10 protein-coding genes are annotated in these 14478 nt (G+C 71.5%); 1 reads left to right on the top strand and 9 read right to left on the bottom strand.

The window, feature by feature from the left end:
• Nucleotides 1-68 precede the first annotated feature (68 nt).
• On the top strand, nucleotides 69-521 hold the full coding sequence (locus G5T42_RS02250; protein WP_165124868.1) for a GNAT family N-acetyltransferase: 453 nt from the start codon (nucleotides 69-71) through the stop codon (nucleotides 519-521).
• A 23-nt stretch (nucleotides 522-544) separates the two neighbouring features.
• On the opposite strand, the gene G5T42_RS02255 is transcribed toward G5T42_RS02250, so the two are convergent.
• From G5T42_RS02255 to G5T42_RS02295, 9 genes are all read right to left on the bottom strand, one after another.
• Complete coding sequence (locus G5T42_RS02255; protein ID WP_165124871.1) at nucleotides 545-2020, bottom strand: hypothetical protein; 1476 nt, start codon at nucleotides 2018-2020, stop codon at nucleotides 545-547.
• Nucleotides 2017-3771: a hypothetical protein gene (locus tag G5T42_RS02260; protein ID WP_165124874.1), complete on the bottom strand. Its 1755-nt coding sequence runs from the start codon at nucleotides 3769-3771 to the stop codon at nucleotides 2017-2019. The genes G5T42_RS02255 and G5T42_RS02260 overlap by 4 nt, the downstream gene beginning before the upstream one ends.
• A 289-nt stretch (nucleotides 3772-4060) precedes the next feature.
• Entirely contained in the window at nucleotides 4061-5878 is a 1818-nt protein-coding gene (locus G5T42_RS02265; RefSeq protein WP_165124877.1) for an ABC transporter ATP-binding protein, read from the bottom strand.
• Nucleotides 5875-7716 (bottom strand): ABC transporter ATP-binding protein, encoded by a 1842-nt coding sequence (locus G5T42_RS02270; RefSeq protein ID WP_165124880.1) that lies wholly within the window; start codon nucleotides 7714-7716, stop codon nucleotides 5875-5877. The genes G5T42_RS02265 and G5T42_RS02270 overlap by 4 nt, the downstream gene beginning before the upstream one ends.
• Nucleotides 7717-8075: 359 nt before the next feature.
• The gene (locus G5T42_RS02275; protein WP_165124883.1) at nucleotides 8076-8570 is read right to left on the bottom strand and encodes a methylated-DNA--[protein]-cysteine S-methyltransferase; all 495 of its coding nucleotides are present in this window, start codon (nucleotides 8568-8570) and stop codon (nucleotides 8076-8078) included.
• Entirely contained in the window at nucleotides 8567-10138 is a 1572-nt protein-coding gene (locus tag G5T42_RS02280) for an AlkA N-terminal domain-containing protein (protein WP_165124886.1), read from the bottom strand. Before G5T42_RS02280 ends, G5T42_RS02275 begins: the two co-directional genes overlap by 4 nt.
• Before the next feature lie 112 nt (nucleotides 10139-10250).
• Nucleotides 10251-11858, bottom strand: a complete 1608-nt coding sequence (gene purH / locus G5T42_RS02285) for a bifunctional phosphoribosylaminoimidazolecarboxamide formyltransferase/IMP cyclohydrolase (protein WP_165124889.1) — start codon at nucleotides 11856-11858, stop codon at nucleotides 10251-10253.
• 61 nt (nucleotides 11859-11919) lie between these two features.
• Complete coding sequence (gene purN / locus G5T42_RS02290) at nucleotides 11920-12528, bottom strand: phosphoribosylglycinamide formyltransferase (RefSeq protein WP_165124892.1); 609 nt, start codon at nucleotides 12526-12528, stop codon at nucleotides 11920-11922.
• A gap of 9 nt (nucleotides 12529-12537) precedes the next feature.
• On the bottom strand, nucleotides 12538-14316 hold the full coding sequence (locus tag G5T42_RS02295) for a DUF6350 family protein (protein ID WP_165124895.1): 1779 nt from the start codon (nucleotides 14314-14316) through the stop codon (nucleotides 12538-12540).
• Nucleotides 14317-14478 lie beyond the last annotated feature (162 nt).

Genomic DNA, 14478 nt, shown 5'->3' on the forward strand with positions numbered 1-14478 from the left:
GAGATATCTCCTGGTCACACGGAGACTCGGGCATGCCGGATCGGCGTCTTCCCGCTAGCCTGTGCGTTATGGGCGACCTGCGACTTGTGGAACTGTCGGCGAGCACGATCGTGGCGGTCAACAATCTGTCCCTCAAGCCGGGGCAGGAGCAGTTCCTCGCTCCGATCTCGTACGCGGTCGCGGGCGCGGTCTCGAATCCGGCGACGGCATGGCAGCGCGTCGTGCTCGACGGCGATGAGGTCGTCGGCTTCGTCAGCGCGAACTTCGACGACGAGGCCCCCGAGGAGCACTTCAAGTCGGTGCTGTGGCGCATCAACGTCGACGCCGACGATCAGGGCCGCGGCGTCGGCCGCTTCGCCGTCGAGAAGCTCCTCGAAGAGGCGCGCAAGCGCGGCAAGGATCACGTCGACGTCATCTACGAGGCGGGCGAGGGCGGCCCCGAGGCATTCTTCCAGCGCGTGGGATTCACGCCGGTCGGCGAGACCGAGTACGGCGAGGTCATCGCGGAGCTCCGCTTCTAGGCCTTCATCCCGCCCCCGTGGCGTCAGGCGTTCTTCGGCTCTTCGGCGGTCGACTGCTCCGCGCGCATCTTCTTGTCGGCCGCATCGATCGCCTCGACGACATCGGCGGCGCGCTTCTTCAGACGTCCGAAACCGGCCGTATCGGCCGCCGTGGTCAGCTCCGGGTCGCTCGGGATGAAGCGGGACTGCAGATCGGAGGTCAGTGCGGTGTCGAAGAGGAACCGGACCGGCGGGACGTCGAACTGCATTCCGCGCCAGCGGACGAGGAAGCATGCGACGCTGTAGGCCAGGCGCGGCTGGAGGGTGACGAATCGCCACTCCTCGTCGGTGAGCGCCTCGGGGACGGGGTTCGCGCCGGCGAGAGGAGCAAGGGCCAGGTCGGCCGTAGGTGCCGGCGTCGGTGGAAGAGCGGCGTTGACCGGCGCAGCGGAGGCAGTGGCGACCGACGGAGCCGGGTCCTGGTCCCCTGCTGCCGAAGGCTCCGTCGGGATCGCGTCGACCACGGCACCGAGCACGAGGATCTCGATCTTGCGGCTGATGACATTGCGTCTGTCTTCCGGGGTGACCGGTTCTGGAAGGGCGAGTTTCTCGAGCCTCGTCTTGGCCGATACGAGGTGATTCCGCACATCGTCGCGCCGCTCGTCTGCGATGCTTCGGTGGACGGTGTTCTGTGCGTAGTCCGCCCACGCTTCGGCGGCTCTCGCCGCCTTCGCCGCCTCCGCCTCTGCGACGTGAGCCTCATCCGCGCATGAGCTCGCCGTCGGCAGGTCGAGAGCGTCCAGAGCCCGCTGGGCGCGGGCGGCGGCCGCGGCGGCGAGTCGCTGGGCCTCTCTCGCGCATGTCTCAGCCGCTGTCTGCGCCGCCTCGAGCTCGGCAGACGGCGGGCGGCCCGCCGCGATGTCCGTGATGCGCGCCACGGCGGCGACGGCGCGGGACTGGGCCTTCCGCGCGGCTGCGTCGGAGTCGGACGCGCGTCGCCACGCCGCCGTGACGGGACTTGGCCGCGGCGACCGCTCCAGCTCGGGAGGAGGCTCTTCGAGGTCGACGTCCGCGCCCGGCGGTGAGAAGTCGGGCGGCCAAGGGAAGCTCGCTCGCCCCGTCGACGCGTCGGGCTCGCGCAGGCGCCCCGATTCTTTCGGCTCCTTGGACTGCCCGGACCTCGCGGCCTCGAAGGCGTCGAGGACGCCATCGATCACCCCCGGATCCAGAGGGACATCGAGCCTGGAGGCGGCGACGGCGGCGACGGAGCGCAGCGCGCGCCGCCATGAGCCGTCGGCGGGCGGATCGGTCGGCGCCGCGCGCGCGGCCTCGACGCCATCGCCCTGCGCACCTGACACAGCGGCCGAAGGGACTGCCGCTGCATCCGGTGGCGGATCGCTCTTCGGCCGCAGGAGCGGCTCGACGATCGCCGCGACGTTGCGGGCGGCAGCGGCCTGAGCGAACGCCCGCCCGATCTCCAACTTCCCGGGCGCCGGCACCGCCTGTTCCCTGGTGCTCACGTCGACTGTCCTTGCAGCCACGATGCGTACGAGAGGAGCTCCTCGATGTCGTCGCTCTGTCGGAACCGTGCCGACTGGAGAGTAGCGATGGAGAGTCGGTGACCCGGGTCTACCTCGACGGCACGACGGAGGAGGGCGACCGCCTGCTCGGAGGACGGCTGACGCATGTACCACTGCTCGCAGATGAATTGCAGCGCGACGGCGTCGGCCTTGGTCGCCCCATCGAGTCCCGCTTCGAAGTCCCGGGGATAGGCGGGCCGGAGGGCCATCAAGATCTCGGCGGCGATGAAGACGGCGAGGATGTCGGCGGGGGTCACGCCGCTCGGGAGCGGAGTCAGCGCCCGGAGCGCCGGCGCATCGAGGCGGATCTGCCGCGCATCGACTGTACGGCCGTTCCGACCCACGATGACGGATGCCTCGTTCGCTCCGCCGACCTTGACGGTGGCCCGCCAGGGCTTGATGCCGACGAGGAAGAGGACGACGTTCTGCACGGCGACGATCCAGCGGTCCTTCGAGAGGTCGCCGAGGTCCTTGGAGATGTCGCGGAGCATCGGCGCGCTCTGCAGCTCGATGCTCCTCCCGGTGTCCGTCGCCAGGCCACGCAGTCGCGCGACGATCTGCTCGAGTCCCGGGCCTGTCTTCCCGGTGTCGTCCACCGAGACGTCCAGCTTGCGGAGCGTCGCGATCCAAGCGGCCAGTGCGGCGGCGCCGAGTACGCCGATCGCGGCGACCGCACCGAGCGCGATCGCGATCCCGACCCCACTCCTCGCACCCGCGGCCGTCACGACTCCGAGGATTCCCAGCGCGAGCGGGACCACGAGCAGCGTCACCCAGCCGATCACGGCAGCGGCCCGGCGGGACGCCGTGGACGACGTCAGGTCTCGGGCGATCGGGAGCTCCACGAGGAGCCGCGCGAGCACGATGAGCGCGAGCCATCCGCCGAGGAGGAACAATCCCCCGCTCGCCAGCGGAGTCAGGTAGTGCTCGACGAAGTCGTCCCACCATCCGCCGACCTGCTCGGCGCCCGTGTCGTCGGCGACCCCCGCCTTCGCGGCATCCGCCAGCGAAGCGGCCACGGCCCATACGCCGGGACAGTTCTCCGGCTGGCTCGCCTCGGACGCTCCGGCGGCGCGCAGCGTGGCGACGGCCGCGGCGTACTCGCCCTTGAAGAGCTGACGTTCCGCGAGATCGCACGCGACATCCAGCGGCCCCGCGCCCTGCGCTGTCGTGCCCTGTCCTGCGCCCGCATCGCCGTCGGTGCCGGCGTCGTCGGCCGCGTCCGCGCTCAACCGCCACACCAGAGCGCACCCGGCGGGGAGATCATCGGCATTCTCGGCGGATACCCCCGCCTCATCCAGCGTGTCGCGGGCATCGTCGACGGACCCCTCGGCGAGCTGGGCACGAGCCTTCTCGCACTGTTCTGCCAAGTCGGGCTTCAGGTCGGCGGAGAGCCACCGGGCCTTCTGCAGGACGGTGTCGCAGAGCTCGGGCCAGGGCGCCGACTTCGGATCGCCGACGCCGGCGTCGGTGAGAATGGCGACGACTTCCTCGGCGCGGTCCTCGTCGCCGGCGAGCAGCCGATTGGCGGACTGGCACAAGAGGGTCGTGTCGCCCAGGCTGACGCCGCGCGAGCTCAGTGCTGAGACGACGACGGCGACGAACGCGACGGCCACGAGCGCCGCGCCGATGAACGCGAGCACACGCAGCAGCGCGCTCAGCTCGCGCCGTCCACCTTCGGTCGATGCCCCCACACCAGCCTCCTGACTGCGCCCATCGTGGCGGCTCGGGTGCCAGGCGTCAAGAGGTCCGGTCCGCGTCCCCTTACGCCACAACGTCGGAGATCGCCGCAACGTCGGATGATCGGGCGCGGATTCCTCCGACGCTCTGGTTATCTCCGACGCTGTGGCGTGCGCTCGTGCCGGAGTGACGAGGGTCATCTCCGACGCTGTGGCGTGCAGGGGCGCCGGAATGACGGATGCCGCGGCCCCGCGCAGTGCGGGGGCCGCGGCATCCGTCGTTCCAGACCGGAGCCGGCTGCGGCTACACGAGCGACTCGCGCCAGGCGGCGTGCAGCTGGGCGAATTTGCCCGTGCCGCCGATGAGGTTCTCGGGCGCGTCGTCCTCGATGATCTCCCCGTGCTCCATGACGAGGACGCGGTCGGCGATCGCGACCGTCGACAGGCGGTGGGCGATGATGATCGCGGTGCGGTCGGCCAGGAGGCTCTGCAGTGCCTCCTGGATCTGGCGCTCGCTCGGGATGTCGAGCGACGCCGTCGCCTCGTCGAGGATCAGCACCGCGGGATCGGCGAGGAAGGCCCGCGCGAACGAGATCAGCTGACGCTGCCCCGCCGAGACGCGGCCGCCGCGCTTGTTCACGTCGGTGTTGTAGCCGTCGGGCAGCTCTTCGATGAATTCGTCGGCGCCCACGGCACGGGCGGCCGCCTTGATCTCGCCGAGCGTCGCGTCGGGCTTGCCGAGCGCGATGTTGTCGGCCACCGAGCCGCTGAAGAGGTAGGCCTCCTGCGTGACCATGACGATCGCGCGGCGGAGGTCCTTCGGGTGCAGCGAACGCAGATCGACGTCGTCGAGCGTCACACGTCCGTCGGTCGGGTCGTAGAACCGCGACACGAGCTTCGCGAGCGTCGACTTGCCCGCGCCCGTCGTGCCCACGAGGGCGACGGTCTGGCCGGCCGGGATGTCGAGCGAGAAGTGCGGCAGGATGTTGCGGTCCTTCGTGTATCCGAAGGTCACGTCGTCGAAGCGCACGTGTCCGCGTGCCGTCCAGAGGTCGACAGGGTTGACCGGATCCGGAACCGTCGGCTCTTCTTCCAGGACGCCCGACACCTTCTCGAGCGCCGCCGTCGCAGCCTGGTACGAGTTCAAGAAGAACGCGACCTCCTGCATCGGCGAGAAGAAGTTGCGCACATACAGAACCGCGGCCAGCAGCACACCGACCTCGAGCGTGCCCGTCGAGACACGCAAGCCGCCCCACAGCAGGACGAGGGCCAGCGACAGCGCCGAGACCGCGATGAGGCCCGGCTCGAAGGTTCCGAAGATGCGGATCGACCGGAGGTTGACGTCGCGGTACTGGCCGGCGAGCTCGCCGAACCGCTCGTCGTTCCGGGGCTCCTTGCGGAACGCCTTGACGGCGCGGATGCCCGTCATGGTCTCGACGAACTGCACGATGACCTTCGCGCTCACGACCCGCGACTGGCGGTACGCGAGCTGGGAGCGCGTGTAGAACCAGCGCATGAGCAGGAGCATCGGGATGCCCATCACGAGCAGGATGACACCCGACTGCCAGTCGAGGAGCAGCAGCGCGATGAGCGTGAATCCGCCGTAGAGGATGCCCGAGACGAGCTCGTTCAGCCCGCCGTCGAGGAGTTCCCGGATGGAGTCGAGGTCGCTCGTCTGACGCGAGATGATGCGGCCGGACGTGTACGACTCGTGGAACTCGAGGCTCAGGCGCTGCGTGTGGTGGAAGATCCGCTTGCGCAGCTCGAGCATGACGGCTTGCGTCAGGCGCGCCGCGACGACGACGTACCACCCGATGAGGGCGGCGCCGCCGACGGCCGAGAGGAGGTAGACGCCTACGACCACGATGGCCGGCATCCAGTTCGCCTCGTCGATGACCGCAGGGAGGGCCGTGTCGATCCCGTACGCGATGAGCGCCGGGCCGATGACCCGCAGAACGGTCGAGACCACGAGCACCACGGCGGCGAGCACGAGCTGCCAGCGCAGGGGGCTGACGAGCGAGCCGAGCAGGCGCAACGAGCGACGCCGGATCTGCCGGCTCTCCTCGCGCGTGTAGTCCGAGCGGTCTTCGCCACTCGTTCCGGTGACGGTCGCGCTGCTCACAGGGCCACCTCCGTCGCTTCCTGGGTCTGCAAGGCCCGCACGCGGGCCTCTTCGATCTCGAGGCTCGAGATCACGTATCGGTAGTGCTCGCTCGTGCGGAGGAGCTCGGAGTGCGCGCCCACCGCCGTCACCCGGCCGCGCTCGAGGAGCGCGACGCGGTCGGCGAGGGCGACGGTCGAGGGCCGGTGCGCGACCACGAGCGCCGTCGTGTCGGCGAGCACGTGGCGGAGCGCCTCCTCGACGAGCGCCTCGGTGTCGACGTCGAGCGCCGACAGCGGGTCGTCCAGCACGAGCACGGCGGGCTTGGCGGCGACGGCGCGCGCGAGCGCGAGCCGCTGACGCTGACCGCCCGAGAGCGACAGCCCCTCCTCGCCGATGACCGTGTCGACGCCGTCGGGAAGGTCGTAGACGAAGGATGCCTGGGCCACCGCGAGAGCCTCGGTCAGTGCCGCTTCGGCCTCGGGGCTGCCGGGCGCCAGGTCTTCCCGGCCGAGCAGCACGTTCTCACGGACCGTCGAGGAGAAGAGCGTCGCATCCTCGAAGGCCATCGAGATGTGGCGGCGGAGCTCCGTCAGGGTCAGGTCGCGCACATCGACCCCATCGAGCGTGACCCGGCCGCCTGTCACGTCGTACAGACGCGTCGGCAGGGTGGTCAGGGTCGTCTTCCCCGAGCCCGTGAGACCCACGAGCGCCATCGTCTCACCCGGACGGAGGACGAGATCGATGCCGTCCAGCAGGTCGCGCTGGGTGGCCGGGGCATCCTGATACCGGAAGTGCACGCCCTCGAAGGCGAGCTCCCCACGCGGCTCGGAGATCGAGACCGGGCTCTCGGGGTCGACGATCGTGTTCTGCTCGTCGAAGACCTCGAAGATGCGGTCGGTCGCCGTGCGCGCGTCGAGGAGGAACGAGAACAGGAACCCGATCGACTCCATCGGCCAGCGCAGCACCGTCGCCATCGCGAAGAAGGCGAAGAGCTCCTGCACCTGCAGCTGCCCGTTGGCAGCCAGAACGATGCCTACGGCGAGGCACAGTGCGAATGCGACGTCGGGCAGCAGCACGAGCCAGAACCAGATGAGTCCGACCGCGCGCGCCTTGTCGAGCTCGGTCTCGCGCAGCGTCTCGGCCTGGCGGACGAACTTGCGGAGGGCGTGCTTGCCCCGCCCGAAGGCCTTGAGCACGCGGATGCCGTGGACGCTCTCCTCGACGGCCGTGGCGAGGTCGCCCGCCTGGTCCTGGCTCTGCCGCGTGAGCGCGCCGTAGCGCTTCTCGAAGCGGTAGCCGGCGTACCAGAGGGGAAGGGAGCAGACGAGGAACGTCGTTCCGAGCGCCCAGTGCCAGCGGAAGAGGATGATCGAGCCCACGAAGATCGTCAGCATGTTGACGAGCAGCATGATCAGGCCGAACGCGACCCAGCGGCGGATGACGCTCAGGTCCTGCATCATGCGGCTCAGCAGCTGACCGGACTGCCAGCGGTCGTGGAACGAGACCGGGAGCCGCTGGAGGCGCTGGTAGAAGCCTGTGCGCAGGTCGTACTCGACCGACGTCGCCGGCGTGAGGACGAACCAGCGGCGCAGCCAGATGAGCCCCGCCTCGGCGAGCCCGAGCGCGAGCACCACGGCGCTGCCCCACAGGATCGGTGCGAGCTCGCCCGACGCGATGGGGCCGTTCTCGGCGACGAACGCCTCGAGCACGAGCGGGATGGCGAGTGCGACGAGGCTCGCGAGCAGTGCGCTGACCGCGCCCGCGATGAGCCGGGGCATGACCGGCTTGGCGAACGGGAGGAGTCTCGCCAGTGCGCGTGGAGTGGACAGACGGGCGGAGGGGGCGGTGGAAGTCATGATCCTTGTGGGGTGACGGATGCCGCGACATCGCGACGGGATAGCGAGGATGGCGCACTGGCGCACGGAGGCCGAGTGACCGACCTGTCGAGGAGAACGCTGGCGGGTCCGAGGCTATGCCGGACCCGGGACACGGCTAGTGCTGCGGAACTCCGTCGACGAGGCCGGTCTTGCCGGTCGACGCACCGAGGAGGATGCGGAAGGCGACCGGCTGAATAGCGGTGACGGCCTGGTACATGGCTTCCTCCTCGGATCGTGGGATGCCGCGACGGACGCGCGACAGCCCTCCAGCCTAAACCTGAGAGTCCGCTGAACGCAAGCTTCTCTTCGGGCGGAGAAGAGGAAAGAAGTCCTGACGATCAGGCAGCCTCGCGAGCGAGGAGCGAGCGCTTCACCTCGAGGCCCCACGCGAAGCCGCCCAGGGAGCCGTCGGACCGCAGCACGCGGTGGCACGGCACGAAGAGCGCCGGAGCGTTGCGCGCGCAGATGGATGCCGCGGCCCGCACGGCGCTCGGCTGACCCAGGGCTGCCGCGAACTCGGCGTAGGAGAGGGGGGCGCCGGGCGTGATCCCCCGCAGCGCCTTCCAGCCCGCGAGCTGCATCGCGGTGCCTCCCTGGGCGACCTCGACCGATTCGATGGCCGAGAGATCGCCGTCGTAGTAGGCGCGGGCGGCGGCCGCGGCATCCGTCTCTCCTTGTGCGACCGAAGCCGGACGAAGACGCGGGGCGATTCGAGTGAGGGCGGCCTCGGGGTCGGACGTCCAGCCCGAGGCCAGGACGCGCCCGTTCTCGTCGGCGACGATCGTGAAGGCGCCGTCGGGGGTGTCGATCGTCTGGATGGTGGCGGTGCTCATGAGTTCTCCAGTGTCGGGATGGGATGCCGAGGCGACGCGGCCGTCGCGCGGCGCGCCCGTGGGGCGGTGTCGGGTCGTCGGGGGCGAGATGCCGGAGCCGCCGCCCAGAGGTGCGCCATGAGGTAGCTGCGCCACGGTGCGGTCCGGGCGGACCAGGCGACGAGGCCCGCAGGGTCGGCGGGGATGCCGGAGGCCGCCGCGCCGGCTCGCGCCGCGACATCGCCCGGCAGGAGGACGTCGGGATCGCCGAGGACGCGCATGCGGAGGTAGTCGGCCGTCCAGGGGCCGATGCCCGGCATCGCGAGGAGGGCGGCGCGCTGCTCGGGCCCGTCGTCACCCGTGGTCAGTGTGAGGCTGCCGTCGGCGAGGGCCCCCGCCGCGCCGAGGAGGGCTCGCGTGCGGGCGGCGGGCCCGCGGAGCACTTCGTGGCCACGCTCGGCGATCGCGGCCATCGTCGGGAAGAGCACCGTGTCGCCCTCGAACCCGTCCACCCGCTCGCCGAGCGCCTCGGCGAGCGCCGTCAGCGCCGTGCGGGCCGCGGAGACGGTGATCTGCTGGCCGGCCATCGCGCGGATGAGCATCTCGTGCGGGTCGACGGCGCCGGGGACGCGGATGCCCGGGATTCGCGCCACGAGCGGAGCGACCTCCGGATGCCTCGCCAGGGCCTCGTCGACGGCGATCGGATCGGCGTCGAGGTCGAACAGGCGCCGGGCGCGCGCCACGACCGCCGGCAGGTCGCGGAGCGCGGTCAGGCGCGCGCGGAGCCGGACGTGCCCGGCCTCGTCGACCCGGAGCTGAAACCAGGCCGGACCTCCCGCGAGCCGGAGGGTGCGCGAGAACGACGTGTCGGTCGCCGTCTCGACCCCGGGGAGGGCACGGGCCTTCATCCAGGCGAAGAGCCCCGCCGAGTCGAGGGGGCCGCGGTGCGGCAGCACGAGATCGATCGAGCCGGGAGCATCCGTCGCGGCGCTCGCGCCCCCGACGGCGTGGGCAGGGCGGCGTCGCCGCGCGCGCAGCTCGAGCGGCGGCATCCCGAACACCTCGCGCACCGTCTCGTTGAACTGCCGCACGCTCGCGAACCCCGCCGAGAAGGCGACGTCGGCGGCCGGAAGGTCTGTGCCGACGAGCAGCATGCGGGCCGTGTGCGCGCGGTGCGCGCGGCTCAGGGCGAGAGGTCCGGCCCCGAGCTCAGCGGTCAGGAGGCGCGTCAGATGCCGGGACGAGTAGCCCAGGCGACGGGCGAGCCCGGGGACACCCTCACGCTCGACGACGCCGTCGGCGATGAGCCGCATCGCCCTCGCGGTCGTGTCGCCGCGCACGTTCCACGCGGGCGAGCCGGGAGCCGCCTCGGGCAGGCACCGCTTGCACGCGCGGTAGCCCGCTTCGTGCGCGGCGGCGCTCGTCGCGTAGAACGTGACGTTCGACTCCTTGGGGGTGCGCGCAGGACAGCTGGGCCGGCAGTAGATGCCCGTCGACCGGACGGCCGTGACGAACTGGCCGTCGAACCGCGGGTCGCGCGATCGGATGACGCTGTACCGCTCGTCGAACGTCATGGCCGGGCTGCTCATGACTCCACTCTGACACGCCCCACCGACACCGGCTGGCGGAAATCGGACACGGCGGTGGCGGCATCCGTCACCGTCCGCGCTCAAGGCGAAGGCGGCCGGAGTGGCCGCGGGCTCAGTGGAAGAAGTGGCGCTCGCCGGTGAAGAACATCGTGACGCCGGCCTCACGCGCGGCCTCGATGACCTCTTCGTCGCGCACCGAGCCGCCCGGCTGCACGATCGCCGAGATGCCGGCGTCGATGAGCACCTGGGGGCCGTCGGCGAAGGGGAAGAAGGCGTCGGATGCCGCGACCGATCCGGCGGCGCGGTCTCCGGCCCGCTCGACCGCGAGGCGGCACGAGTCGACGCGGTTGACCTGGCCCATGCCGATGCCGACGGTCGCGGAGTTCTTCGCGAGCACGATGGCGTTGGACTTGACGGCGCGGCACGACTTCCACGCGAAGATGAGGTTCTCCATCTCGGCCTCGGCCGGGCGCTCCCCCGACACCAGCTGCCAGTCCTTGGCGACGACGTCGATCTCGTCCGGGAACCGGTCGGCGTCCTGCAGGAGCAGCCCGCCGGAGACGAGCCTGACGTCCATGGGCTCTTGGCGCCAGTCGGCGGGGAGCTGCAGGACGCGCAGGTTCTTCTTGAGCTTGAAGACCTCGAGCGCCTCGGGCTCGAAGTCGGGCGCCACGATGACCTCGGTGAAGATGTCGCGGAGGTTCTCGGCCATCTTGAGCGTGATCGTCCGGTTGGCCGCGATGACGCCTCCGAAGGCCGAGACGGGGTCGCACTCGTGCGCCCGGAGGTGCGCGCTCGCGATGGGGTCGAGGGCGTTCGGCGCCGCGACGGCGATGCCGCACGGGTTGGCGTGCTTGATGATCGCGACGGCGGGCTTGACCATGTCGAATGCGGCGCGGAGGGCTGCGTCGGCGTCGACGTAGTTGTTGTACGACATCTCCTTGCCCTGCAGCTGCGTCGCCTGTGCGATGCCGTGGCCGCCGACGCGCGTGTAGATGGCGGCGCGCTGATGCGAGTTCTCGCCGTAGCGCAGCGTCGCGAGGCGCTCCGCCTTGATCGTCAGGTGCTGCGGGAGGTCTTCCGACTCCCCGAGCGTGCCCTCGGCGAACCATGTCGCGACGGCGCGGTCGTACTGCGCGGTGTGGGTGAACGCGCGGGCGGCCAGCTCCCTGCGCTGACCCAGGGTCGTTCCGCCGGCACCGAGCGCCTCGATGATCGCGGGGTACGACTCGGGCGAGACGACGATCGCGACATTCGCGAAGTTCTTCGCCGAGGCGCGGACCATCGCGGGACCGCCGATGTCGATCTGCTCGACGACGTCATCACCCTGGGCACCCGAGGCGACCGTCTCGACGAACGGGTAGAGATTGACCACGACGAGCTCGAACGGGTCGATGTGCAGCTCGGCGAGCTGGCGCTCGTGGTCTTCGAGGCGCAGGTCGGCCAGAAGTCCCGCGTGCACGCTCGGGTGCAGCGTCTTGACCCGGCCGTCGAGCGACTCGGGGAAGCCCGTCACCGATGCGACGTCGACGACGGGGATGCCGGCATCCCGCAGCATCGACGCAGAACCGCCCGTCGACACGATCTCGACGCCCGCGCCCTGCAGCGCCTCCGCGAGCCGCAGCAGGTCGGTCTTGTCGCTCACCGAGATGAGCGCGCGACGGATCGGGACGACGTCGCGGTCGCGGTAGAGGGACGGGTCGTGGCTGGGGCCGGCCATGAATGGCTCCTCGGGTCGGATCGTGGGTTCGAGGGGGGCGGGCGCGTGCGCGTCCGCCTGGTCAGGAAGAAGGAGAGACGGATGCCGCGGCCGCGGCCAGGTCGAGTTCACCCGTCGCGATGCGCCGCACGACATCGATGAGCAGTCGGCGCTCGACGGGCTTGATGCGGTCGTGAAGGGTGTGCTCGTCGTCGCCGGGGAGGACGGGCACCCGCTCCTGCGCGACGATCGGCCCCGTGTCGACGCCGTCATCGACGACGATGACGCTGGCCCCGGTCTGCGCGACCCCCGCCGCGATCGCGTCGCGCACGGCGTGCGCGCCCGGGAACTCGGGCAGGTAGGCGGGGTGGGTGTTGATGATGTTCGGCGCCCACGCCTCGACGACGGCCGGCGGAAGAAGGCGCATGAGGCCGCTCAGCACGACGAGGTCGGGCCGCCAGACGCCGAGCTGGGCGGCGAGCTCGGCGCCCCACTCCTCGCGGGAGTCGAACTCGCGCCACGGGACGAGGAACGTCGGGACGCCGTACTCCTCGGCGTGCGCGAAGCCCTCGGCCTCGCGATCCGCGCCCACGACGACGACTCGCGCGGGATAGTCGGCGTCGGCCGCGGCATCCAGGAGGGCCCGCAGATTCGAGCCCGTGCCTGAGATGAGGACGGCGACCGAGAGCACCCGCCTAGTCTACCGACGGCCGCTCGGGCGGCGTGTCGGGTGACGGCGGGAGCTCGATGGGCGCCGTGATGGCGTCGGGATCGGCTGGCGGCGTGGGTCCGGACGGCGCCGGCGGCGAGGCGGCCGCGACGGGCTTCTCCGCGGGCGGGGATGCCTCGGGTCGGGGCTCGGGGATCTGAGGCGCCGGCGGGGTGGGGGTGCGCTCCGGAGTCGCGGGGGAGATACCGCCTGCGGCGTCCGGGGCCAGGGCACCGTGCCAGAAGCGACCGCCGTCGTGCCGGGCACGACCGCTTCCGAGCCGGGCACGACCGGTGGCGTCGCAGCCTCCGCCGCGTCGGCGAGGGCCACGAGGTCGTCGTCGTGGCTGCCGCGGCGGCTCGCGAGGAGGAGGATGCCGGCGCCGACGACGATCTCGAGGCCTACGGCGAGTGCGACGGGGCCCGGGTCCGGTCCGACGTCGGACAGCCGGCCGGGCCCGGCGGACCCCGAGGCGAACAGAGCAAGCAGTGCGGCTGCGCCGGCGGCGACGAGCGCGATCGCGACGGTCACGACGAGGCGCGGGAGGAACGGCTCGTGGATGTGGACGGAGGGCTCGTGCGGCGGCTGCTCCGCGGGCACAGCCGCGGGCACGGGCGACTCGGCCTCGGGCGCCGCGTCGACGCGACCCGCCGCCAGCAGCGCCTCGAGGGTCGAGCGGCGGGGGTCGTCGGTGGGCCTCACGACGATGCGTTCTTCAGCGGCAGGGGGCGCGGCATCCGTCGCCTTCTTGTTCCGCGGAGGGCGCGGACGCGGGACGTACCCCGCCGCCGCCAGCAGCCGCGAACGGGCGACCCAGCCCGCCAGGGCGCCGATCGCCACCGGGACGAGCGCGAGCAAGAGGAGCCACGGCGACGAGGACTCGGGGACGGCGCCGAGCAGCGGCACGCCGGGCACGACACCGACCTGCGTCCCGGACGGAGAGACGGCGGTGCCCGCGCCGAGGCTGAACCCCGGGCCGGCGACGAAGGCGATCCCCCACACGACGAGGGTCGGGAGGTACGCGAGCTGACCGAGCGTCACGACAGTCGCACCCAGGAGGTCGACGTTGCCGGCCTGGTAGAGCGCCACGATGTCCCCCGCGCGCAGCGTGATCGACACCGCCACGAGCAGCGCCCCGGCCCCCACGAGTCCGACGACGGCCACGGACGACGCGCGGGCGGACACTCCGATCACGTCGCCCCACCCGCCACGCCACGACTCCGCGCGATCGCGCAGGCTCGCGACCAGCCCGCTCGGGGCCTCGCGCCACTCGGTCACGACCGCGCCGACGAGGGCGGGGACGGCGTAGATCAGCGTCGGGAAGGCGATCCCCTGCCACACCTCCGACTTCGCGACGGGGTTCTGCGAGGTCAGCGCGACGAGCGTCGCGAGCACGGCGACGACGACGGTGCCGGTCGCGACTCCGGTGGCCCAGGCATCCGCTCGCGACGCCCGAGATCCCGAGCGTGCGGCGAAGACGCCCGTGAAGGTCGCGAACGCGAGGGGGGCGAGCGAGAGGACGAAGGATGCCGCGGACTCGTCGATCCCCGTCGCCGCGAGGTAGTCGCCGGGCAGCGCGACGGCCAGTGGCACCAGATGGCCGAGCTGCCAGACGGCGGCGCTCGCGGGCCAGAGGGAGCCCCAGTCGGCGGTGTCCCCGAGGCCGAGGACCCACACCAGGGTGAGCGGGGCGAGGATCGCCGCGACGCCCACGGCGACCGCGATGGCGGCGTCGAAGGCGGCAAGGAAGGCGACGATCAGGCGGTGCATGCCCTGACGACCCTACCTACCGCCCGCACGCCCCCCAGTCGGGCACGCCCGATGCCGGACGATCGACGACGACCCTCCCCGATGGCCGAATCACCGCCTCGGCGCGCGCGTGAAGCCCCATGGGGGCTAACGTCGTTCTCGGAAATCCTGGAGAGGCTGCCT

Origin of the sequence: Microbacterium sp. 4R-513 (assembly GCF_011046485.1) — a bacterium.
Lineage (GTDB): Bacteria > Actinomycetota > Actinomycetes > Actinomycetales > Microbacteriaceae > Microbacterium.